We start from the raw sequence: 22970 nt of genomic DNA, 5'->3' as shown, positions 1-22970 counted from the left end.
AGAGCATCCTGCCTATCATAGCCGCTAATTCATAACATTTACCCAAACCAGACCACAATTTTTTGAGTACAGTTCAACTGCACCCTAATCTCTTTGCACTGAGATTAAAGTTCAATATTTCATCAAATATTCATACATAAGTTTTATCTTTAAAAACAATCTTATACCACTTGATCAAAAAATCATGAAGACGCGTACTCTTTTTAAAGTAAATGCATTGTGTGTAATGCTATTGGCGCTAACCGCCTGTAATGATAATGATGATAATCAACCACCCAAAACTGAACGAAAAAATCAAAGTATCAATATTCTTGCCTTTAATGACTTTCATGGCAATTTAGAACCACCTAAACGCTTCATTGAGGCAGATGATCCCCATGATCATAGTAAAACGGTACAAATACCTGTCGGTGGTGTCAGTTATTTTGCTGATGCAATCAAAAAATTACGGGCACAATATCCCAATAATGCGGTGGTGTCTGCTGGCGACTTAATTAGTGCCTCTCCATTAATCTCATCATTGTTTTTAGATGAACCGACCATTGAAGCAATGAACGATATTCAAATCGATTTTAATGCGGTGGGAAATCATGAGTTTGATCGTGGAACCGATGAACTTCGCCGTTTACAAAATGGCGGCTGTCAGCAATATACCAGTACCAAACCTTGTCAAATCAACCCAAACTTCTCTGGGGCAAAGTTTAACTTTCTCGCTGCCAATGTTTCGATGAAAGCTGACCCAACCAAGACACTTTTCCCTGCTTATAAAGTTAAAACCTATGGCGGTATTCCTGTTGCCTTTGTAGGGCTGACTTTAGAGGCAACTCCGAGCATCGTTTCTGCTGCTGGGATTACCGATGTCAACTTTCATGATGAAGCAGATACCGTCAACGCATTGGTTCCTGAGTTAAAGAAACAAGGGATCGAAGCGATTGTGGTGGTGGTGCATGAAGGCGTTGCGCCAAGTACCAAATTCAATAAGAAAACCTGTGATGGGTTGAGTGGTCCATTAATCGATGTATTGGAACGCTTAGATCCTGCGGTTGATGTTGTGGTATCTGGTCATACGCATCAATCTTATATCTGTGACTATGCAACCAAGAATCCACAAAAACCGTTCTTACTCACATCTGCGGGGCAATACGGTACAGCCATTACCAATATCCAACTCGAACTGGATGGAAAAACAGGTGATGTCATCAAAAAAGATGCGACACAAGTACCAGTACAAAGTGAAAGCTATACCTCGGGCACAACGACAGTCAACTTAACCGATCTGTACCAAAAGTTTAGTAAAACGCCAAGTATTGAAGCGATATTAGATAAATATCGTCCAGCCGTTGCGACAATTTCCGCACGCGTGGTCGGATCAGCAAGCACTGTTATTGATCGCAATCGTACTGAAAGTGGCGAAACCGCGCTGGGTAATTTGATCGCCGATGCTCAACAAGCAGCAGCACTGGCAGCAAGCAATCAAGGTTCCGATTTTAGCTTAATGAATTCAGGTGGTGTCCGTGCAGACTTACTGATCAATAGCAGTAATCAAATTACCTTTGGCGATGTGTTTAGCGTACAGCCGTTTGGCAATTCATTGGTCACGTTGAGTCTCACTGGCAAACAAATTCGTGCACTCTTAGAACAACAATGGTCTGGCGCGAATGCAACAACACCTCGCATCTTACAGCCGTCAAAAGAGTTCAGCTATTCTTATAAAAAAGATACGACTGCCACACCTCGAGCGAGCAATATCTTTGTCTCTGGGCAAGCGCTGGTCGATACTCAAATCTATCGTGTCACGGTTAATAACTTCATTGCCGATGGTGGTGATAACTTCACCGTTTTAAAACAAGGGAAGAACCCAATTGGTGGCGGACAAGATATTGATGTTTTTGAGAAATACGTGACTCAAAACTCACCACTCAGCGCACCTGCAACAGATCGCATCAAGCTGATTCCATAATCGATTTTAAACAATAAAAAACAGGGAAGCATATTGCTTCCCTATTTTGCTTGTAAAGAACTGAAGTGCTTTACATCTCAACCATTTCGACACCATCAATTCGTGCAACAGTCATCAAGTCTTTATCACCGCGACCTGAAACAGTGGCGATAATGATTTGATCTTTAGACATCGTTGGCGCAAGTTTGGTGACATAGGCCATGGCATGAGCGCTTTCAAGCGCAGGAATAATCCCCTCGATCTTGGTTAAATCACGGAAACCTTGTAACGCTTCTTCATCATTGATCGGCACATATTCAACACGGTGCATATCTTTTAAGAAACTATGTTCTGGTCCTACACCAGGATAATCCAGACCTGCCGAAATACTATGGGTTTCAATGATTTGACCCTGTTCATCCGACATCAAGTAGGTACGGTTGCCATGTAATACGCCCACATGACCTGCATTCAATGGTGCAGAATGCTTGCCTGTTTCAATGCCATAACCTGCAGCTTCAACACCGTACATTTTCACATCTTGATCATTCAAGAATGGATAGAACAAGCCCATTGCATTTGAACCGCCACCAACACAAGCCACCAAAGCATCAGGTAAACGCCCTGCTTGCTCTTGGATTTGACGGCGCGCTTCACGACCAATAATCGACTGGAAATCACGAACTAACTGTGGATATGGATGTGGCCCAGCCACAGTACCAATTACATAATAAGTGCTATCAACATTGGTGACCCAGTCACGCATCGCTTCGTTCATAGCATCTTTCAATGTTTTTGAACCACTTTGCACAGGCACAACCTTGGCACCGAGTAAACGCATGCGGTATACATTCATCGCTTGGCGTTTAACGTCTTCCGCACCCATGAATACCACACACTCTAGGCCTAAACGCGCTGCAATCGTTGCCGTCGCAACGCCATGCTGCCCCGCACCAGTTTCGGCAATGATACGTTTTTTACCTGATAGTTTTGCCAATAAAGCCTGACCAATGGTGTTATTGACCTTATGTGAACCTGTGTGATTCAAGTCTTCACGTTTCAAGTAAATCTGCGCACCGCCGAGTTGCTGCGACCATCGCTCTGCATGATAAAGTGGGCTAGGACGACCAACATAGAACGCAAGATCACGGTCAAATTCTGCCAAAAACTGTGCATCATTTTTCATACGACCATAAAGATTTTCTAAATCTTCAAGCGCAGCCATCAGCGTCTCGGACACAAAACGTCCACCATGAATACCAAAATGCCCTCGAGCATCTGGAAACTGGGTATAGTCAATTGCCTGATTTTTTTGACTAAGATTTTGCTGATCCACGTTGGACTCCTTGCATAAATTTTTCAATGAGTTGTTGGTCTTTTATACCTTTTGCGGACTCTACGCCTCCGCTGACATCCACAGCAAAAGCAGCTGTAGTATCAATAGCTTCACTCACATTTTCAGGGGTTAGTCCGCCTGCCAAAATTAGTGGAATATCAAGTTGTGGAAATTGATTCCAATCAAAGCTGTGCCCTGTTCCACCCTTCAACTCAGGATGCCATGCATCTAATAAGACTGCACTAGCACCCGCAGCTTGATAACGTTGAATTTCGGTCACAACATCGATATCAGGTTTTACCTGAATCGCTTTATACCAACGACGCTTGCAGTGTTGAGCAATCTGTTGGCATTGTTCGGGTGTTTCATCACCATGTAGTTGTAATACATCCAAAGGAACTGAATCAAGCACCGTTTGTATTTCTGCGGGGCTTGCATTGACAAATAAGCCCACCAATTGCACGTATGGCGGAATGAGCACGGCTAATGATTGAGCTTGTTCAATGCTGACATGACGTGGACTCGGTGGAAAAAATACCAAACCGATCGCATCTGCACCAGCTTGCACAACAGCATGAATATCTTGTGTTCGGGTAATTCCACAAATTTTGGCGCGAGTTCGCAGTTGGATTTGGCGCATGTCATGTCCAATTTTAAATGAATACTTTTAAACCATCGTATTGTAATGCAATTTGACCTTCATAGGGCAAAGTTCATTCCGAAATGCGATTGTTTAAAAAACGTTAACACTTTATACTTTGATAAATTTTGCAACAAGTCTAAAGCAATTTCTTTTGCTTATAGGGAAGTTGGTGTAAGTCCAACACTGCCCTCGCAACGGTAACACCGTATTATTAATCTTAGCTCAATGCCAAATCACTGCATCTGAATGATGTGGGAAGATGATTAATAGCATCATTATTGTGATGATATAGTGAAGTCCGGAGACCTGCTTGTTGTTATCTTCTACGCAAACATTCACGAAGGGTGAATGTATGGAGCAACATCATGTCTACTACTTTTCAACCGACTCGTTTAGTTGGTGCTATCGCTATTGCGATGGGGTTTTCCTCTCCTGCTTTTGCTCAAAGTCAATCTAGTGAAAAAACAGCCTCACTTGATACCATCGTTGTAACAGCTTCTCGTACTGAACAGAAAATTGAAAATGTTCCTGTACGAATCAATGTAATTGATGAAAAGACAATTCAACAATCACCTCTTGCTGATTTAGGACATCTTCTACAACGTGATGCTGGTTTACATATCCTTCAACAAGGAGGAATGGGACAAATATCATCTTTATTTATTCGTGGTACAAACTCAAACCATAGTCTATTTTTGAAAGATGGTGCACGATTAAATACCGCACTAGATGGTGGTACAAGTATTCCTTATATCGATTTAAGCGATGTGAGCCAAATTGAAATCCTAAAAGGGCCTGCATCAGTTCAATATGGTACGGATGCTATTGGTGGAGTAATCAATGTACGAACAGCACCACCAAAACAACAAAAACTATTTTTAACAACTGAAGCAGGCGAAAATAAAACTTATAAATCTATCATAGGTGCAGATCTTGTTTCAGATACTGGCTTGTATGCTCAAATTCGAGCACAACGCCAAGAAAGTGATGGTACAGCCGTAACTAATAAGTCCAACAAAAAAGCCAGTTATGATCAAAAAGGTTACAGTGCAAAAATAGGTTATGAACAGACTCAATATGGCGCAAATGTGAGCCTCAATGAAAATAAAGGTACTAACATTTATTATGGCGGCTCGCATGACTTCCTCAATCGCCTGATCAATACCAACGCCTATTATCAAGTTCTCGATAACTTAAAAATTAATGCTCACTATTCAAACTTTAAAGATGAGCTCACGGGAAAAAGCTCAACCTATTATTTTGATACTGAGCGCAACGAAGGCGATATCAATCTTCAATGGAATTTTACTAAAAATCAAAATTTATTAGTAGGCACTTCAATCAATAATGCTGATGTTAAAAGCCTAGCAATCAAAGGCAATAAGCAAAGCCTAGACTCAAATGGTTACTATATTCAGCATCAATATAACGACCAAAATGGCCTTAGTACGCAAGCGGGTATCCGTGTAGAAGATAATGATCAGTTTGGCACTAAAACCGTAGGCCAAATCGCTGGTCGCATTCAAATTGCACCACTTACCAGTATTTATGCGAATGTAGGAACCGCATTTAAAGCACCAACAGGAAATCAACTCTATTATTCATCACAATTTAAGGATGAATACGGTACTTATATCACCGTAGGGAATCCTGATTTAAAGCCAGAAAAAAGCCTGTCATATGAAATTGGTATTGACCAAAAATTGGCGTATGGAATATCTGCTTATGCATCGGCATACCACACAAAAGTTAAAAATCTGATCCAATACGTTTCAAATTATGATCCAGTAAACAAAATATCTGATGCGACATATAACAATGTGAATAAAGCAAAAATGCTTGGTGGTGAAGTAGGTTTCAAATGGAAACAAGACGAGCTGTTCTTAACAACCGAATATGGTTATGTAAAAACAGAAAATGAGGAAAGTGGATATGAATTAGTTCGTAGACCACGTCAAAGTTTAACCTTGACCGCAGGACTCGAGAATGAAGTTTATGGATTAAGCACCTCTTTAGTTGCTAAATCACACTCAAAAATTTCAGAATCAAAAACATCCAAATATACGCCAGGTTATGCATCAGTAGATTTAAATGCATACTGGAATGTCACCTCAAATGTGAAATTGTTTACCAATATCGAAAATGTAGGTGATGTTAAATATAAAACTGCTAACTTTGGCGGAGATGAGTTTTACATCAACGGTGGTCGCTTAGCTTCAGCGGGTGTCACATTCCGTTATTAATCTTGCGATAACATCATAAACATATTTTCTTAACTCCAGTTTCGAGGTAATGTCTTGACCGCATTGCCTCTTTTTTATTTTAGGAAATCCGATGGGACATCGTTTAAGTAAAATCTATACACGTACAGGTGATTCAGGCACAACAGGTTTAGGTGACGGTTCACGTGTTGCCAAAGATGATTTACGTATCACTGCTTTGGGTGATGTCGATGAGCTCAATGCAACGATTGGCGTACTTCGCGCACAAATTAGCGCGAGTCAAATCAGTGATAAAAACCAATGGGACCAAAGCCTGAGCTTGATTCAACATTGGTTATTTGATTTAGGCGGAGAGGTTTGTATTCCAAACTATCACCTACTTCAACCTGTTTGTATCGAATTTCTAGAAAAAGAAATTGATCGCATGAATGAATCTCTACCGATGTTGAAAGAGTTCATTTTACCGTCAGGTACTTTAGCGTGTAGCTATGCACACCAAGCACGTGCGGTATGTCGTCGTGCAGAACGCGCATTGATGTCAGTGCATGCACGCGACCAAAATATCCAAGCAACCGCATTACAATTACTCAATCGTCTATCAGATTGGTTATTTGTTGCTTCTCGTGCGTTACAACGTGCTGAAGGTGGCAGTGAAGTGTTGTGGCAAAAAAATATTAATGACAGTATTGATCCAGAATAACCATTTTAAGGTAGCACACAAATGCGAATCATCGGTCATCGTGGAGCACGTGGTGAAGCACCAGAAAACACCTTAGGTGGGTTTCATTATCTGCATGGTCTTGGCGTTCGTGCTGTCGAATTTGATGTTCGACAACTTCAAGATGAGCAACTGGTTGTAATTCACGATGACAACTTTATTCGTACCACAGGTCTGTCGCAGCATGTCGAAAGCTGCAGCTTAGCTCAGGCTCAACAATTCGACCATCGCCATCTATGGCAAACTTGGGCTGAACCAGAATACACGCCGAGTTTAGTGCAAGTCATGGCATGCTTAACCGACTTCGAGCATATCGAAGTTGAAATCAAAGCGGTGCCTGATGAAGCTGCTGCGGAAAAACTGATTATCCAGCTATACCATGATCTTAAAGGCTTTGAGCAAACAGCAACTATTACCAGTTTTGATCTCAAAATTTTAGCGGCATTACAACAGTATCAGAGTCATTTTAAACGTGGCTTATTGGTCGAGATACCAATTGCTGAACATGCAATCGAATTGGCTCAGCAATATGGATGCCATCAGATTGGTTGGAAAGATCAGCTTGCAACGGATGAAATCATTAAAATCACTCAGCAAGCTGATCTAAGTATCAGTGTTTGGACCGTTAATGATATTGAACGAGCAAAACACTTACAGCAGTTAGGTATTCAGGGTTTAATTACTGATATTCCAACCACCATGTTGCAACATTTATCCTTATAAAAATGGTGGAATAAATTCCACCATTTTCCTTTATTTTTTCTTTTGTGCCTGAATCAAACGCTGCCCTTTCGCATCCAGCAAATATAAGTTTGTGCCATCAAATTGAAAGCGCTCAACACGTTGGATCGCATCCAACAGATCAGCCTCTTGTGCCAATGCTTTATTACAACTCAAATGTCCCGCCCTTACATCAAAATCAAGTTTGCGTTGAGCAAAATCAAAGGTATAGCGGCCATAGATATTATTACAGCCTGTATGCCCAGAAACACTTTTAGCAATTGAGTTCAGCGAAAAACTTGGATACTGGTTAAAGAACAATGCCCGTTTGTTGTGGATCATGGTAATTTGCCAATCAACATCTTGAATTCCATCAAGACTTTTACGAACCTGCAAACTCGGAAGTTGGTTAGCGTGTTTGGGTTGTAAGGTGTTTTTTTGCACTTTAGTCGGTTGGCTTTGACAAGCGGCAAGCATCAAAACAGCAGAAAGTATTAAAGTTTTGTGAACATATGCCTTCAAAGCGTAAATAGGATTTTTCACGATAATTTGCTCAGACATTGATTTGTTTCACCTTTTAATAGATAAGCCGATGTGGTAAACGAATTCTGTTACGGTTCTTTCGATACAACTGTAGAATAATACTAGTGCTTATTGATTTGAGCATGTTAATATCAGGACTAAAATAGCAATATATCGTCATGATTGGTCTTGCTATCTCGTTTAGTTTTATTATCTTGTGTGAACAAGGTTATTAGGAGCGCTGACGGATATGAATTCCGCCCCACTCAAAAAAGCACCCATTAACTGGACTGCTAGCATTACCTTAATTGGAACTCCAATTCTTGCTGCTATTTTAATCCCTTTATATGCTTATTATTATGATTTTAGTGTAAGTGCTTGGGTCAGTTTGTTTTTCCTTTTGGCTTTAAGTAGCTTAGGAATTACAGCAGGTTACCACCGTCTTTGGGCACATCGTGCTTATGATGCGGCATTACCACTCAAAATCTTACTGATGATTGGCGGTACTTTTGCAGTTCAGAACAGTATTTTGTTTTGGGCTTCAGGTCACCGTACTCATCACCGTCATGTCGATGACATTGATCAAGACCCGTATTCAATTAAACGCGGCTTTTGGTATGCTCATTTAGGCTGGATGATTCGTGATCACTCACCATCTGAACCTGACTATAAAAACTCACCTGATTTATTGAATGATAAATTGGTGATGTTCCAACATAAATACTATGTCCCACTGGTGATTGCTGTCCATGTTGGTGTCTTAGGTGGTATTGGTTGGGCTGTCGGCGATATTTGGGGCGTGGTTTTACTTGGTGGTTTACTGCGTCTCATCATTAGCCATCATGTTACCTTCTTTATCAACTCACTTTGCCACATGTGGGGCAAACGTCCTTATACCGATGAAAATACTGCACGTGACAATTTTGTCTTGGCTATTTTCACTTGGGGTGAGGGCTATCATAACTATCACCACATTTTCCAATACGATTATCGTAACGGCGTGAAATGGTGGCAGTATGACCCAACAAAATGGTTGATTTGGACCAGTTCTAAACTCGGTTTAGCCAAAAATTTACGTCGTATTCCAAGCTTTAATATCAAAAAAGCTGAGCTTGCAATGCGCTTTAAATATGCTGAGCAGGATTTGGCGATTTATGGGCATGACGTCAATACTGACATCGTACAAATGAAACAACGTATTGCTCAAGAATATGAAGCATTTACCCATACCTTAAATGATTGGGCAAAATTGAAAGAACAAGAGCTTCAAGCAAAAAAAGCAGCGATGGCTGAAAGAATCCATCAAATCGACCACAAGCTGAAAGTCGATTTCCAATTGCTTGAACATCGTTTAAGCCACCACCGTGAATGTTTAGAAACGCTAATGCGCAACATCAAAAAAGCGCCTGTTTCTGAATAACTGACTAAATAATTTCTAAAATGGTCTCTTTATGGGGCCATTTTTTATGCCTAAGTGCATGTACAAGCAGCCCCCCTTACACGGCTTTAATCGCGACTCAAATCAAAATTTGCTATAGTCTTTGCTCTGCCCTTTCAAGATTTCTATCTTATGCATTTTAACCCACGTTATGCGTCTCTCGATTCCAAGCTTTATCATCAGCAACAGCCCACCCCCTTACGTGGTGCGAAAGCAGGACATTTCAATGAAAGCTTAGCTGACGAATTGCAATGGAGTGAAGAAGATAAAGCCAACTGGGTTGAGATTTGTAGTGGGCAAAAAACTTTTTCCGAATTCACCCCATTGGCAATGGTCTATGCAGGTCATCAGTTTGGACAGTGGGCTGGGCAGCTTGGAGATGGCCGTGGTTTGTTGATTGGGCAAATTTTAAATCAGCAAGGTCAAACCATAGACCTACATCTCAAAGGTGCTGGTGCGACCCCCTACTCTCGTATGGGTGATGGTCGCGCGGTACTTCGTTCAGTCATTCGTGAGTACTTAGCTGGTCATGCACTCAATGCCTTGGGGATCGCCTCAAGTCATGCAGTTGGTTTTACCACCTCGACCCAAGGGGTCCAACGTGAAACATTAGAACTGGGGGCAATGTTATTACGCACCTCAGAATGTCATATTCGTTTTGGGCATTTTGAGTGGATCAATCAATATGCACCTGAACTTTTGCCAGAATTCACACAAAAATGTATCGAATGGCATTATCCAGAATGTTTAAATGCTGAACAGCCAATTCTCGCTTTTGCTCAAGCGGTGATTGATCGAACTGCGCTGATGATTGCCCAATGGCAACTGGTCGGTTTTGCACACGGTGTCATGAATACCGACAATCTAAACATTACTGGTTCAACGCTAGATTTTGGGCCTTATGGCTTTTTGGAACGCTTCCGACCAAACTGGATCAACAATCATTCGGACGATCAAGGCCGATATACTTATCAAAACCAACCGAGTATTGGACATTGGAATCTTTGGAAATGGTTAAATACACTGATTCCATTGGCAAAGTCTGAAGATAAAGAACAATTCAAACATGATTTGGCGCATTGTTTAGAACAATATGAACCGACATTTTTACAATATTATAGTCAAGGTTTATGTCAAAAAATGGGACTCCCCAATTTTCATAAAGACAGTTTAGATTGTAGTTTTGCTTTCCTCGGAATTTTGCAAACAGAGCAACTGGATTACACCCAAAGCTTTATTCGTTTACAGCAACACGAGTACAAAGCTTTGAGAGATGATTGTATCGATGTGCAACAGTTTGATAACTTCCTCACACGTTATCAAAACATTCGTCAGCATCAAGACACTGATGAATTGGATCTGGCGATGCAACAAGTAAATCCACATTATGTTTTACGCAATCATATGGCGCAAAAAGCCATCGAACTGGCTGAACGCGGTGATTTTAGTGAGGTAGATCGCTTATTCAAACTTTTAAATCAGCCGTATCAGAAGCAATCTGATTTGGAAACTGAACAAGATATCGCACCATTACCAAGTGATGTGCCTGAAGTTGTAGTGAGCTGTTCATCTTAAAAAGAGGTTCAATTAATGAAAGTTTGGCTGGCACTGTGCATTTTTGTAATTCTAATCATCATTGGCGTTGTGGTTTATCATTATAAACAATACCTCCCCAGTTCGATTTCGACACAGCAAACACTCGTGCCCAAAGCACTTTCAACCGAAGATATTCAGCAACTTAAACAAAGCAAGCCAATTACCGAGATCGAAGTCTTTAAAGAAAAACGTCGTCTTCATCTTAAACACCATGATGAGATCGTACGTGATTATCCAATGCGTTTAGGCTTTGATCCAATTGGGCATAAACAATTTGAAGGTGATGGAAAAACGCCTGAAGGTGAATACCGAATTGATTGGCGCAATCCACAAAGTGCTTTTTATAAATCACTGCATATTTCTTACCCCAATCAAGCTGACCTTGCCTATGCACAGCAACATGGTCAATCTGCGGGTGGCGATATTATGATTCACGGCACAGTTCCCAAAGATCGAACATCCATCCCTTCTAGCGCAACTTATATGCCGCAAGGAGATTGGACTTTAGGCTGCATCGCTGTACGCAATATTGATATGGATGAAATCTGGCAATTGGTGGATAACAATACCAAAATCAAGATTCATCCATAATATCGAAACAATCTAGACTAGCAGTAGATATAAGCAGCACTATATAAAGAAAACTATCCACATTTTCTGTGGATAAACTTGTGGTTACCCACAGGATAAAATCTGAAGAATCTTTATCAGTATAAAAAATGCATTTTAACAACGAAAATTGAAGGATCAGCAAGCTGCTAAGTGACTGAAGAATTATTTATAGAGTCATCCTGTTCCAAGATTCAAAACTTAGATGAAATAAATATGGCAAAATAAACTCAATAGAGTCTGGGGATTTAAGATGTCTCAAAAAAGTTTAATCACAATAATTTTAATTTGCACGCTTTCAGGTTTTAACGTAGCCAATGCCACATCTGTTTCTGATCAAGACACACAGGTGATTTCTCGATCATCTTTAGGTGTCTGGATGTTAAAACAGGATTTAAACCAACCTAAATTCAACTGTGCCATACGATTTATATCTGCAAAGGATAGCCAAACCAGTTTTTCTATTTTTGGCCCAACAAAACAAACTTCACATGCAACGATTCTATTTCAAGCTAAAAATATTCCAACAACATATACGCCACAAGAAATACAAATTCAACTTAGGCAGCAAAATTTAGCTGCCACGCCTTTAAAAGCTCAACTTTTACCAAGCTCACAGACAGGCATGCTCGCAGTCAACACAGGAGATATTCAACAAACACTTAAATCAATGCGTGACCAAGAGAAAGATATGCAGTTAAAGTTGAATGATGCAACTATTTACACACTCAACTATGAAGGTCTTGCTCAAGCACGTACAGCAATGCAAGATTGTCTCGCAGGTAAAGCAGTCAAAACTAAATCATTAAAACAAGCAACGGCTGAAATTAGACCTTTAGGAAATTCAACAATTACAGGGCAAGCCTTTTATAAAGGTGCAATACTTGCTAAAAAACAATATCCACCCAAAGACAGTCAAGCTGTTGGTTTAATCTGGATGACAGACGAATTTAAAGCTTGGTATGACCAAGTCAAACGAAATAAAAAACTCCCTGCTCACATTCCAGAATCTATTCTCAAGCATTTCATGTCAACACGTATCCTAGATGATCAAGGGCATTTCAAATTCACAAACTTGCCTGCTGGCGACTACATACTGATTGCAAATTTTTCTTATGATAAAAATGTCAGCCATACCGAAGTAGTTGGACGAACTGATGTATATGCTGGGAATCAATATATCGGTTCAAATGACCAAATTGCACGTTGGAATTATGTGGTAAAAGAAGGAACATCTTTTGAGAAACCTGTGACAATTTCTAAAGATGGTGAAACAATCAATGTAAGTTTAGACAAGTCACAAATTATGTGCTTCTTGGTTTGTTTCTAATCTTCTAGGTTAACTAGGGCCTGCCTTATGATCATCACAAGGCAAGCCTAACATTATTCTGGATATTCAAAACGATAGCCTACGCCATACACAGCTTGAATCCATTCATGACGATTTCCTGTTTCGGCAGCATCAGAGATCTTGCGGCGCAGATTCTTAATATGACTATCAATCACACGGTCTGCCACATCAAAACTATCTGGGTTGATGTGATCCAATAACTGCGCCCGTGAATACACCTGACCCAAGTGCTCTAAAAATAGCTCCAATAAACGGAACTCTGTCGGGGTTAAGGTCAACGCTTTTTGTTGATACCAAATCCGTTGCTGTGCTTTATCAATACGGAATAAATCATTTTGCTCAGGCTCGGCTTTACGTTCTAAGCGGCGTAAAACTGCTTGCACACGTGCGACCAACTCTTTCGGGCTAAAAGGCTTACAAATATAATCATCCGCACCCATATTTAAACCCAGTACCCGATCAATCTCTTCAGTGCGGGCTGTCACCATAATGATGGGTAAATCTGACTGTTCACGCACTTTACGGCAAATGGTCAAACCATCCATCCGTGGCACCATCAAATCTAAAATCATCAAGTTTGGTTTGCGTTGTTGAAAATGCGTATAAGCCTCCTGACCATCATGAAACATACTGACTTCAAAACCAGCCGCTTCTAAATAATCACGAACCAACTGCGCCAGTTCCACTTCATCTTCAACCAACATAATATGTTTCATGTCTTCATCCTATTCATTATCCTCAAGCTAAAGAGGATCTCAACGTTATTTCATTTGTTTGGGAAAAGTCAGCACACAACGCAATCCACCTAATGGTGAATGATCAAAAGTCAACGAACCACCCAATGCCTGTGCCAATTTACATGAAAGTGCCAAGCCTAAACCTGTTCCACCTGTGCTGCGGGTACGTGAGTCATCAACGCGATAGAAACGCTCTCCTAATCGTGCCAATTGTTCGTCATTGACCCCAAATGGACTATCGTCCACATACAATATCCATTGTTGCTCATCTTGTTGAGTGTGAATCTGTATTTTTCCACCCTGTTCTGTATAGCGAACACAATTGCCTAATAAATTCACGATAATCTGTTTAAACCGATCTCGATCTAAAGATAAAGTTGCATCCTCTCCTGCAAGCAATACTTCCAACTGATGTTGTTCAAAGGTTGACTTAAAATTCTCAACTTCTTGTAAAACCACATCCCAAGGATTCACTTCAGCAAAATAACATTTCAATTGTTGCGCTTCGGCTTGCGCTAAATCGGCCAAATCCTGCGTCAGCTTCTTTAAACTGGCGACTTGTCGCATCATTGCATCTAAATGCTCTGGTGTCGCTTTACGAATCCCATCTTGCATCGCCTCAATTTGCGCTTGCAATACAGCCAATGGGGTTTTTAGCTCATGTGAAGTATCGGCGACCCATTGACGGCGTGATTGTTCATGTTGATGCAGAATATCAGCCAAATGGTTCAACTGATTGGACAAATCACCCAATTCATCATTTCGTCTAATCTTAACTTGGTACTGATAATTGCCTCGCGTCAGCTCCAATGTGGCATCAAGCAAACGACGAATCGGATTTCTAAAGTAAGCGGCCATCAGTAAAGCAGCCACCATACTGGATAACACGGTTAATGCGTATACTAAAAGTAAATAGCGCTTTTGATTGCTAAAAAAGTTAATACTTGATGCATCATCTTGATCTAGCACAGGCTTTAAGCCGAGATAGCCCACCACCTTTTGCTCAACCATAATCGGACGATACGAAATTTGATCTGTGGTTGGCTCACCCACAATAAATTGTTGTTTTTCATTATATAAAGATAGTCGAGAACTTAGCCCCAGACGATCAGGAATGGATACAAAGCGCTTTTTCCCTTGCGCATTCACATTATTCGATTTACTTTCCTGTTCACCTTCTGAGCCTTCTTTCTTTAGACGAAATTGACTCGGACTGAGCGGAAAGCGTAAGCCCTCAAAGGGTTGGTATTCAGAAGGCAAATTCTGCTTTAAAACACTGAGTTCTTCTTCATTGAAAATCTGACGATTTCTTATTTCAGTATTGTTTTGAGTCAAAGCTGGAGAAAGGTTTAATAAAGTATGCTCATTAAAATAGCGCTGTTGCAGTGCAATATCATATTGACGACGCAACCACCACTGAGATAAACGATCATAATCGTCAGGCGCAGCAGTACCTTCAATCTGTAAAATTTGTGCCTGAACCGCATTGCCCCAATCATGATAAATCGTATACACATTGGCTAAGTTGGCAATCAGTCGATCGAGCTTCTGCATTTCTACATCAGCAACATAACGTGCAAAGTTCTTTTGCATGGTCCAATGCAAAACACCCAAGCTGATCGTCGCGATCAGCAAAGTGGTCAGTAGCACAGTCAGAAATAAACGTAAGGCTATCGGAATACGACGAACATTCAAAAGCTAAGTCTCAATAGTGTTCTATTTATGGATTGTAACCAACATGGTCCAAAAAAACTCTCCATTGTTTCTTCATGTTTATTATCTAATCTTTAACCATCAAATCACAACCTATTTGCTGGATAAAACAATGAACAAAACAAAAGTTGCCTTTATGACTACACTACTCGGTTCCATGTTTGCTTTAACCGCATGCCAATCAACACCACCAAGCAAATATGCAAATGAAAGACACCATCATGGTAAATATCAAATGCAACGAGACGGTGACTATCGTGATCACAAACAACGCCCACAGCTTACACCAGAACAACGTAAAGAATGGCAAGCAAAACGTGATCACCGCCAACATCAACAAGGGAAAATCCGTCAAGAACGCCAACAACAGCGCGCATTAATTGAAAAAGCCTGTGTCGGCAAAAAAGCAGGGCAAACTGTTAAGGTACGATGGCAACAACGTACCATTCAAGGCAAATGTGAAATGCGCTTTAGCCCTGAAAAATCGCAATATAAACGTCAAAGTAATTAAACAACATAATTTGGATTTCCTCAAAGGCGCACTAAGCGCCTTTTTGGTGTGCACCATTGATTAGCATGAATAAATGAAGGCCCAATACCTGATACACAGCTGCTTACGATTTTCAGTAAGCAGTTGGAGTAAAAAACAATAAAACCGCTACAATCTAATGGTTTGAGCAGGTGACATCACAAACTTTGACTTAGCAGTCACTAAGAAATGACCTGCAAGAGCTTGTACCGAACTATAACTTGTTGCACGATTAGCGGTACAAAATGGTGCCATTGGGCACATTTATCATTGACTAAGATTATAACTCTGGTTTAACCAGTATTGAGGAACCCGCTATGCCACAATACAAAGCACCCTTACGTGATATGCAGTTCGTATTGCACGAATTATTAAATGCTGAAGCACATTACGCGAAACTTCCTGCATTTCAAGACACAGTAAGCCGTGAATTGGTTGATCAATATCTAGAAGCAGCGGCTGATTTCTGTGAGAATGAACTTTCTCCTATTAACCAAACAGGCGACCGCGAAGGTTGTACTTGGAATGATGGTGTTGTTACTACACCGACTGGCTTTAAAGAAGCGTATCAAAAATATATCGAACTTGGCTTCCCTTCTCTTTCTGCAGATGAAGAATTTGGCGGTCAAGCATTACCGAACTCTTTAGGGATTACCATCTCTGAAATGGTGGGTACAGCGAACTGGTCTTGGGGTATGTACCCAGGTCTTTCTCATGGTGCTGTTCGTACAATTGAACACCATGGTTCTGATGAGCAAAAAGCGACTTATATGCCAAACCTTGTATCAGGTGTTTGGACAGGTACAATGTGCTTAACAGAGTCTCATGCTGGTTCAGACCTCGGTATTATTCGTACTAAAGCAGAACCAAATGATGATGGTAGCTATGCAATTTCTGGCGAGAAAATCTTTATCTCTGCTGGTGAACATGACATGGCGGATAACATCATCCATATCGTACTTGCTCGTTTACCAGGTGCACCTAAAGGCACGAAAGGGATTTCACTCTTCATCGTACCTAAGTTCCTTGTAAATGCTGACGGTTCAGTTGGCGAGCGTAACGCTGTACGTTGTGGTTCTATCGAACACAAAATGGGTATCCATGGTAACGCAACTTGCGTGATCAACTTTGATCAAGCAAAAGGTTACTTAATTGGACCAGAAAACCGCGGCCTAAACTGCATGTTCACCTTCATGAACACTGCACGTATTGGTACGGCAGTTCAAGGTCTTGCTGCATCTGAAGGCTCTTTCCAAGGTGCTTTAGCATATGCGAAAGATCGTTTAGCAATGCGTTCACTTTCAGGTCCGAAAGCACCTGAAAAAGACGCTGATCCAATTATTGTTCACCCTGCTGTTCGTAACATGCTTTTAACGCAAAAAGCATTTGCTGAAGGTGGTCGCGCACTTGTTTACTTATTGGCTCAATATGCAGATATCGTTGAAAAAGGCGAAACTGAAGAAGAGCGTAAGTTTGCTGACAACATCTTGTCTTTATTAACGCCAATTGCTAAAGCATTCTTAACTGAAACTGGTTCTGAATCTGCGAAGCACGGTGTACAAGTCTTTGGTGGCCACGGCTTCATTTCTGAACACGGTATGGAGCAAATCGTACGTGATACACGTATCGCTTGCTTATACGAAGGTACAACTGAGATTCAAGCGCTTGACTTGTTAGGTCGTAAAGTATTGCAAACTCAAGGTGCAATGCTGAAAGACTTCACCAAGATCATCCATAAATTTGTTGAAGCAAACAAAGACAATGCTGCGATGCAAGAATTTGTTGCACCATTGGCTGCTGCAAACAAAGAATGGGGCGACATCACCATGCAAATCGGTATGCGTGCGATGCAAAACCCTGATGAAGTGGGTGCAGCTGCGGTTGACTACTTATACTTCGCTGGTTATGTAACACTTGCTTACTTATGGGCACGTATGGCACTTGTTGCTCAAGAGAAATTGGCTGAAGGTACAACTGAAGTTGACTTCTACAATGCGAAAATCACGACAGCTCGCTTCTACTTCAAGAAGATCTTGCCACGCGTTCGTTCTCACGTAGATGTACTTTCAACTGGTGTTGAGCCATTGTTTGAACTCGATGCGGAACACTTCGCGTTCTAATCATAGATTAGAATGGGATGCAACGTTCATCACAAAAAAAGGACTGGTCAGTTTTGACCGTCCTTTTTTTGTTTAATCAGTGCTAAATTTATAGCATTGATTTATTTCTTCGTTTTATTTGATCACTTTGCACATAAGTTGTGCGTATAAGGGAACGATTATGCCAGTTTACAACGCGCCTTTAGCAGACATGAAATTCATCTTAAATGATGTATTTAAAGCAGAACAATTTTGGCAGTCTAATGAGAAACTTGCTCATGTAGATGCTGCAACCGCTGAAGCAATTTTAGAAGAAATGGCTAAATTTGCTCAAAACGTCACTCACCCGCTTAACCGCACAGGTGATGAAGAAGGCGCACGTTGGGAAAATGGTGAAGTATTCACACCTGCAGGCTTTAAAGAAGCTTTCCGTCAATACGCTGAAGGCGGTTGGATTGGTTTAGGTGCTGAGGAAGAATGGGGCGGTCAAGCAATGCCAAAGATGCTGACTGTACTTTCTGATGAGATGTTATTTGCGACGAATCCATCATTCATGCTTTACCCACTGCTTTCTGTGGGTGCTGGTATGGCGTTAAACAGCTATGCATCACAAGCACAAAAAGAAACTTACTTACCTAAGATCTATTCTGGCGAATGGTCAGGTACCATGTGCTTAACAGAACCACATGCGGGTACTGATTTAGGTATTATCAAAACTAAAGCTGAACGTAACGAAGACGGTACTTATAACATTACGGGTACTAAAATCTTCATCACTGGTGGTGATAACGATTTAGCAGAAAACATTATTCACCTCGTGCTTGCGAAAACCCCTGATGCCCCTGCTGGCTCACGCGGTATTTCTTTATTCATCGTACCAAAGTACCTTGTAAATGAAGATGGTTCTTTAGGCGAACGTAACCCAGTTGGTCCAGGTTCTATCGAACACAAAATGGGGATCAAAGCATCTGCAACTTGTGTCATGAACTTTGACGGTGCAAAAGGTTACCTCGTTGGCAAAGAAAATGAAGGTCTGGCAGCAATGTTCGTAATGATGAACTACGAACGTTTGTCTATGGGTATCCAAGGTCTTGGTGCTTCTGAATTTGCCTATCAAAATGCAGCACAATATGCGACTGACCGTTTACAAGGTCGCAGCGCTGCCGGTGCTCAATCACCAAACAAACCTGCTGACAGCATCTTAGTACATGGCGATGTTCGTCGTATGCTACTCAACGTACGTGCTAACAATGAAGCTTCTCGTGCATTTGCGGTCTATGTCGGTCAACAACTTGATATCACTAAGTTCTCGACTGATCCTGAAGCAGTGAAGCAAGCCAACAACCGTGTTGCATTGTTAACACCAATCGCAAAAGCATACCTTACGGATACCGCATTCCAAGCAACTTTAGATGCACAAATGGTCTTTGGTGGTCACGGTTATATTCGTGAATGGGGTATGGAACAATGTATTCGTGATCTTCGTATTGCTCAAATCTACGAAGGTACCAACGGTGTTCAATCACAAGACTTAATTGGTCGTAAAACCATTAAATGTGGCGGTGCATTCATTGCAGAATACATCACTGAAATCCGTGACTTTGCGAATACCTTAGATGCTGATTTAAACTTCATTAAAGATGCAACACTAGATGCTGCAACTGAAATTGAAGCAGTTACCCAGTTCATTATTGAACAAGCGGCTGAAAATGTAGACTTCCCGAATGCTGCTGCAGTTGATTACTTGCATGCGGTTGGCTTACTCAGCTTTGCTTATATGTTCGCTAAGATTGCTGCGGCAGCTAAAGACAAGTCTGGTGATTTCTACCAAAACAAACTTGCCTTAGCGCAATACTTTGTAACGCGTATCTTGCCTGAGTTAGATTCACGCATTAAGAAAGTTGAAGCAGGTTCTGACTTGCTAATGAACTTCAGTGAAGATTACTTCACCAATCAAGCTTGATCATCTAAGTAAACAAAAAAGCGTCTGATTATTCAGGCGCTTTTTTGTTTAAGGGATTGATCATAAATTTAATATTCAGATGATCCATCAGGACTCTGTTTAAATAGATCAGGAAGCCGAGCATTTTCATCAAACAAATCGCCTTTAAAGACCTTTACGATTTCAATTTCCCCGATAATTTGCTGATTAAACTCATCCAATCTTTCCGCTGGAACCCACAGCTCTTGACAAAAATCATCGCCAACCACATGTACTTCAAATTGTGCTAAATAGGTATCGTCCAATTCAAAGCGCGTAACATAGCCTATATAACCACTCGCTTGATCTTGAGTATTCCAATCTAAAGCAATTTTTTCCGCATATTTTTGATTTAATACAGGATAAAAAATAGGTTGCCAGTATAGGCGGGGTGGAAATTGTTTAAATCTACTTTTTTCAATGAGTTGATATTCAAATAAGCCAATAGGTCGATATAAAAACATGATTTATTCCTTTTTTTAATTTTCAGGTCACTATATATAAAAACTAAAAGGATTGTAAATAATCTAAATTTGATAATATTTTTTTAACCTAGATTCCGCTAATTTCAGTACTTATTGTGCACGAAATTTGCTGTATATTCTCGACATTCCTCTGAGATTATTCAATCCATATGTCTACTCAAAAAGATAAACTTGCAAGCTATCACCGCTTATTCGATCGTCTAGGCCACTATGCGGTAGAGGCTTTTCATTATACTGCGCTGTTTATTATCGGCTGTATGATTGCTTGGTCAGCAGTGCATACCATCATCGAAATGCTGACGGTTAAACAATACGCAACGATTGACGATATCCTACTGCTGTTTATTTATCTTGAACTCGGTGCCATGGTCGGTATCTATTTCAAAACCAATCACATGCCTGTGCGCTTTCTGATTTATATCGCCATTACCGCACTCACTCGCCTTCTAATTGCCGATATTCAACATAATCATAAAGCATCCATGGATTTAGTGATCATTACTGGCTCTATCTTGATTTTGGCGGCCGCCATCTTAGTGGTGCGTTTTGCATCATGGCATTATCCTTCTGTACTTCGCGGTAAAGATCAAGAACAAGCTTTAGCTGCCAACAAAACACCAAAACCACAAGATGATGAACTGGCATAAAAAAAGCAGGCAAATGCCTGCTTGGATTTTTGACCATACTTATGCAACACGATACACACGGTATTTGGAATCGACTAGTACATAGCGACCTTGTACTTGCATCCACTTATAACCACGCGGTGGTTGATACAGGCGATGCTGGCGATAGTTTGATACGACATAACGGCTACTACGGAACTGTGATGGTAAACGTTCTCCACGTTTAAAGCTAATGCGTTGACCATAATGATGCCCTTTGTTGGCATTTGACCAATGTGGCGGATTACGATGGTCTTGACGGTGATCATAGCGTTGATCGTAACGATCTTTATGCTCGTTTTTCCAACGATTTGATGAGTCTGCCATCGCAGATGCTGACATGCCTAGCATAAGGGCTGAAACAAGCAATACTAATGTCTTTTTCATTCTTTGATCCTCAGTGTTTTGATCTAAATTCAGATTAAAAGAAACTCAAGGAGAAACCATGAATAAAACAAAGGACATTGCAAAGCTTTGTAATGATATCCAAGAAATTGTGGAGAGCTATCACCTGAGCAGATCTCCAACACTTCTATTCATTACCGAATAATCTCAATGGTAAAGTTATCATTGGTGACCAGAAAGTAACGACCATCAACCATCACCCAGTGTCGCCCTTTTGGTGGTTCGCGCAATGAATAATATCCCCAATCCCGAACCACATAACGCTCACTACGAAACTCACTCGGCAAGGCATTGCCAACTACGAAAGACTCTCGACTATAGCGGTACTCAGTTTGAGTATCTGGATAATACTCTATCCGTACTCGCGGCTGTGGATAGTGAGGATAAGGATGGTTATTTTGGTAAGGCTGATAGTAATATCCTTTCGGCGGTGCTGTAGGGGTATAGCGCTGATTTGAAAATGCAAATGGGTCTTGCGCAGGCGCTTGATAAGACGGCGACGTTTGATGGTATGAACGACGCTCTACCCCACTATAACCACCCCAAGCATTGTCGGCATACAGCAGTGTAGGGAAACAGCTGAACACACCAATCAAAGCATAATGATAATATTTAGATTGCAGCATTGCGCTCTCCCCATATTGAGTACTATTGTCTTATTTTAGAACAAAAAAACAGCAGTGACTGTTACCTTTCTATACTTTTTGGCGCAGATTGAGGATGAAATTAGGAGGCCATTTTTAGCTCACTTTTAGAATATGCTAGAATCCATTTTTCAGTTTTGAGTCAATAGCTGTGTCGGAAATGAACTTTGATCGTCTCTATCAGTTTTTTTGTCATGTTCCTAGTGTTCAAGAGTCTCGTATTGTTGCGCATGGCTCAGATGGTCAACATGCGTGGTGGTTTAAATTTAGCATTGATGTACAACATCCACTCGCTTGGCAAACGGTTCAAGAACTAGGGCATGTACTGAATTATTTATCCACCAATGAACGTTTACCGACACAATTCTTTCCTGTATCGCCCCCACCGTATATGAATGGGGAAGCCAAAGACTTTTTGGCTTGGGTGATTCAATGTAATCATGCAGACTTTACGCCTGATGTCGTTTGTGACTGGTTAGAAGGTCGTCTGCCGAATCCTGTTGATGATGAAAAGCAGTGGGCGATTAAAACCGATCTCAATGAATTAGAAAAGTTAAGCGATAAAGATTTGGATGCCTTAGTTCCACCTAGTCCGTGAATTTAAACGTAGTGAGGAAC

Annotated in this window: 21 protein-coding genes and 1 riboswitch; of the genes, 13 read left to right on the top strand and 8 right to left on the bottom strand. The window is 40.9% G+C overall.

The genetic code is table 11. The features are described from left to right. Nucleotides 1-184: 184 nt before the first annotated feature. Nucleotides 185-1960 (top strand): bifunctional metallophosphatase/5'-nucleotidase, encoded by a 1776-nt coding sequence (locus J2Y37_RS03550; protein ID WP_349031892.1) that lies wholly within the window; start codon nt 185-187, stop codon nt 1958-1960. 70 nt (nt 1961-2030) lie between these two features. Here J2Y37_RS03550 and trpB read toward each other — a convergent pair whose 3' ends face one another. Then, the gene (gene trpB / locus J2Y37_RS03545; protein WP_241322080.1) at nt 2031-3275 is read right to left on the bottom strand and encodes a tryptophan synthase subunit beta; all 1245 of its coding nucleotides are present in this window, start codon (nt 3273-3275) and stop codon (nt 2031-2033) included. Continuing rightward, nucleotides 3256-3900, bottom strand: coding sequence for a phosphoribosylanthranilate isomerase (locus J2Y37_RS03540; protein ID WP_349032013.1), 645 nt, complete (start codon nt 3898-3900; stop codon nt 3256-3258). Before J2Y37_RS03540 ends, trpB begins: the two co-directional genes overlap by 20 nt. Nucleotides 3901-4033: 133 nt before the next feature. Next, a riboswitch (cobalamin riboswitch) is annotated at nt 4034-4247 on the top strand. A 36-nt stretch (nt 4248-4283) separates the two neighbouring features. On the opposite strand from J2Y37_RS03540, the gene J2Y37_RS03535 reads away from it, so the two are divergent. The 3 genes from J2Y37_RS03535 (at nt 4284) to J2Y37_RS03525 (ending at nt 7581) form a co-directional block, all read left to right on the top strand. Beyond that, the gene (locus J2Y37_RS03535) at nt 4284-6161 is read left to right on the top strand and encodes a TonB-dependent receptor (protein WP_349031891.1); all 1878 of its coding nucleotides are present in this window, start codon (nt 4284-4286) and stop codon (nt 6159-6161) included. A gap of 91 nt (nt 6162-6252) precedes the next feature. Further along, nucleotides 6253-6840 carry a cob(I)yrinic acid a,c-diamide adenosyltransferase gene (locus J2Y37_RS03530; protein WP_004669538.1) on the top strand — a complete coding sequence of 196 codons (588 nt, stop codon included), beginning with the start codon at nt 6253-6255 and terminating at the stop codon, nt 6838-6840. A 21-nt stretch (nt 6841-6861) separates the two neighbouring features. Continuing rightward, nucleotides 6862-7581 (top strand): glycerophosphodiester phosphodiesterase, encoded by a 720-nt coding sequence (locus J2Y37_RS03525; RefSeq protein ID WP_349031890.1) that lies wholly within the window; start codon nt 6862-6864, stop codon nt 7579-7581. 30 nt (nt 7582-7611) lie between these two features. On the opposite strand, the gene J2Y37_RS03520 is transcribed toward J2Y37_RS03525, so the two are convergent. Continuing rightward, entirely contained in the window at nt 7612-8139 is a 528-nt protein-coding gene (locus J2Y37_RS03520; protein ID WP_349031889.1) for an META domain-containing protein, read from the bottom strand. A 211-nt stretch (nt 8140-8350) separates the two neighbouring features. On the opposite strand from J2Y37_RS03520, the gene J2Y37_RS03515 reads away from it, so the two are divergent. The 4 genes from J2Y37_RS03515 (at nt 8351) to J2Y37_RS03500 (ending at nt 13073) form a co-directional block, all read left to right on the top strand. Then, complete coding sequence (locus J2Y37_RS03515; protein ID WP_004669543.1) at nt 8351-9520, top strand: acyl-CoA desaturase; 1170 nt, start codon at nt 8351-8353, stop codon at nt 9518-9520. A gap of 150 nt (nt 9521-9670) precedes the next feature. Beyond that, a complete protein-coding gene (locus J2Y37_RS03510; RefSeq protein WP_349031888.1) occupies nt 9671-11113 on the top strand; it encodes a protein adenylyltransferase SelO family protein in 1443 nt (480 codons plus the stop codon). Nucleotides 11114-11128: 15 nt separating this feature from the next. Next, the gene (locus tag J2Y37_RS03505; protein ID WP_004669545.1) at nt 11129-11725 is read left to right on the top strand and encodes a L,D-transpeptidase family protein; all 597 of its coding nucleotides are present in this window, start codon (nt 11129-11131) and stop codon (nt 11723-11725) included. 271 nt (nt 11726-11996) lie between these two features. Continuing rightward, nucleotides 11997-13073: a hypothetical protein gene (locus J2Y37_RS03500; RefSeq protein ID WP_349031887.1), complete on the top strand. Its 1077-nt coding sequence runs from the start codon at nt 11997-11999 to the stop codon at nt 13071-13073. Between the two features lie 53 nt (nt 13074-13126). On the opposite strand, the gene J2Y37_RS03495 is transcribed toward J2Y37_RS03500, so the two are convergent. Both J2Y37_RS03495 and baeS read right to left on the bottom strand, forming a co-directional pair. Next, entirely contained in the window at nt 13127-13810 is a 684-nt protein-coding gene (locus J2Y37_RS03495; protein WP_349031886.1) for a response regulator, read from the bottom strand. A gap of 45 nt (nt 13811-13855) precedes the next feature. After that, nucleotides 13856-15526, bottom strand: a complete 1671-nt coding sequence (gene baeS / locus J2Y37_RS03490) for a sensor histidine kinase efflux regulator BaeS (protein WP_005195326.1) — start codon at nt 15524-15526, stop codon at nt 13856-13858. A 130-nt stretch (nt 15527-15656) separates the two neighbouring features. On the opposite strand from baeS, the gene J2Y37_RS03485 reads away from it, so the two are divergent. The 3 genes from J2Y37_RS03485 to J2Y37_RS03475 all read left to right on the top strand — a co-directional run bounded on the left by J2Y37_RS03485 (nt 15657) and on the right by J2Y37_RS03475 (nt 20135). After that, on the top strand, nt 15657-16055 hold the full coding sequence (locus J2Y37_RS03485; protein WP_349031885.1) for a hypothetical protein: 399 nt from the start codon (nt 15657-15659) through the stop codon (nt 16053-16055). 335 nt (nt 16056-16390) lie between these two features. Beyond that, on the top strand, nt 16391-18193 hold the full coding sequence (locus J2Y37_RS03480; protein ID WP_004669550.1) for an acyl-CoA dehydrogenase C-terminal domain-containing protein: 1803 nt from the start codon (nt 16391-16393) through the stop codon (nt 18191-18193). A gap of 160 nt (nt 18194-18353) precedes the next feature. Next, on the top strand, nt 18354-20135 hold the full coding sequence (locus J2Y37_RS03475) for an acyl-CoA dehydrogenase C-terminal domain-containing protein (RefSeq protein ID WP_349031884.1): 1782 nt from the start codon (nt 18354-18356) through the stop codon (nt 20133-20135). Nucleotides 20136-20203: 68 nt separating this feature from the next. Here J2Y37_RS03475 and J2Y37_RS03470 read toward each other — a convergent pair whose 3' ends face one another. Then, a complete protein-coding gene (locus tag J2Y37_RS03470; protein ID WP_349031883.1) occupies nt 20204-20617 on the bottom strand; it encodes a hypothetical protein in 414 nt (137 codons plus the stop codon). Between the two features lie 170 nt (nt 20618-20787). Between J2Y37_RS03470 and J2Y37_RS03465 the strand changes: the two genes are divergently transcribed. Continuing rightward, on the top strand, nt 20788-21285 hold the full coding sequence (locus J2Y37_RS03465) for a phosphate-starvation-inducible PsiE family protein (protein ID WP_349031882.1): 498 nt from the start codon (nt 20788-20790) through the stop codon (nt 21283-21285). Nucleotides 21286-21324: 39 nt separating this feature from the next. Here the strand turns inward: J2Y37_RS03465 and J2Y37_RS03460 are convergent, their stop codons facing one another. Then, entirely contained in the window at nt 21325-21690 is a 366-nt protein-coding gene (locus J2Y37_RS03460; protein ID WP_004669556.1) for an RcnB family protein, read from the bottom strand. Between the two features lie 152 nt (nt 21691-21842). After that, on the bottom strand, nt 21843-22334 hold the full coding sequence (locus J2Y37_RS03455; protein WP_349031881.1) for an RcnB family protein: 492 nt from the start codon (nt 22332-22334) through the stop codon (nt 21843-21845). A gap of 178 nt (nt 22335-22512) precedes the next feature. On the opposite strand from J2Y37_RS03455, the gene J2Y37_RS03450 reads away from it, so the two are divergent. Then, nucleotides 22513-22950, top strand: a complete 438-nt coding sequence (locus J2Y37_RS03450) for a hypothetical protein (protein ID WP_349031880.1) — start codon at nt 22513-22515, stop codon at nt 22948-22950. Nucleotides 22951-22970: the final 20 nt, after the last annotated feature.

Origin of the sequence: Acinetobacter sp. 3657 (genome assembly GCF_031456775.1) — a bacterium.
In the GTDB taxonomy this organism is placed as follows: domain Bacteria; phylum Pseudomonadota; class Gammaproteobacteria; order Pseudomonadales; family Moraxellaceae; genus Acinetobacter.
The sequence above is the reverse complement of the archived record's forward strand: the minus strand, read 5'-3'. Positions and strand labels throughout refer to the sequence as shown.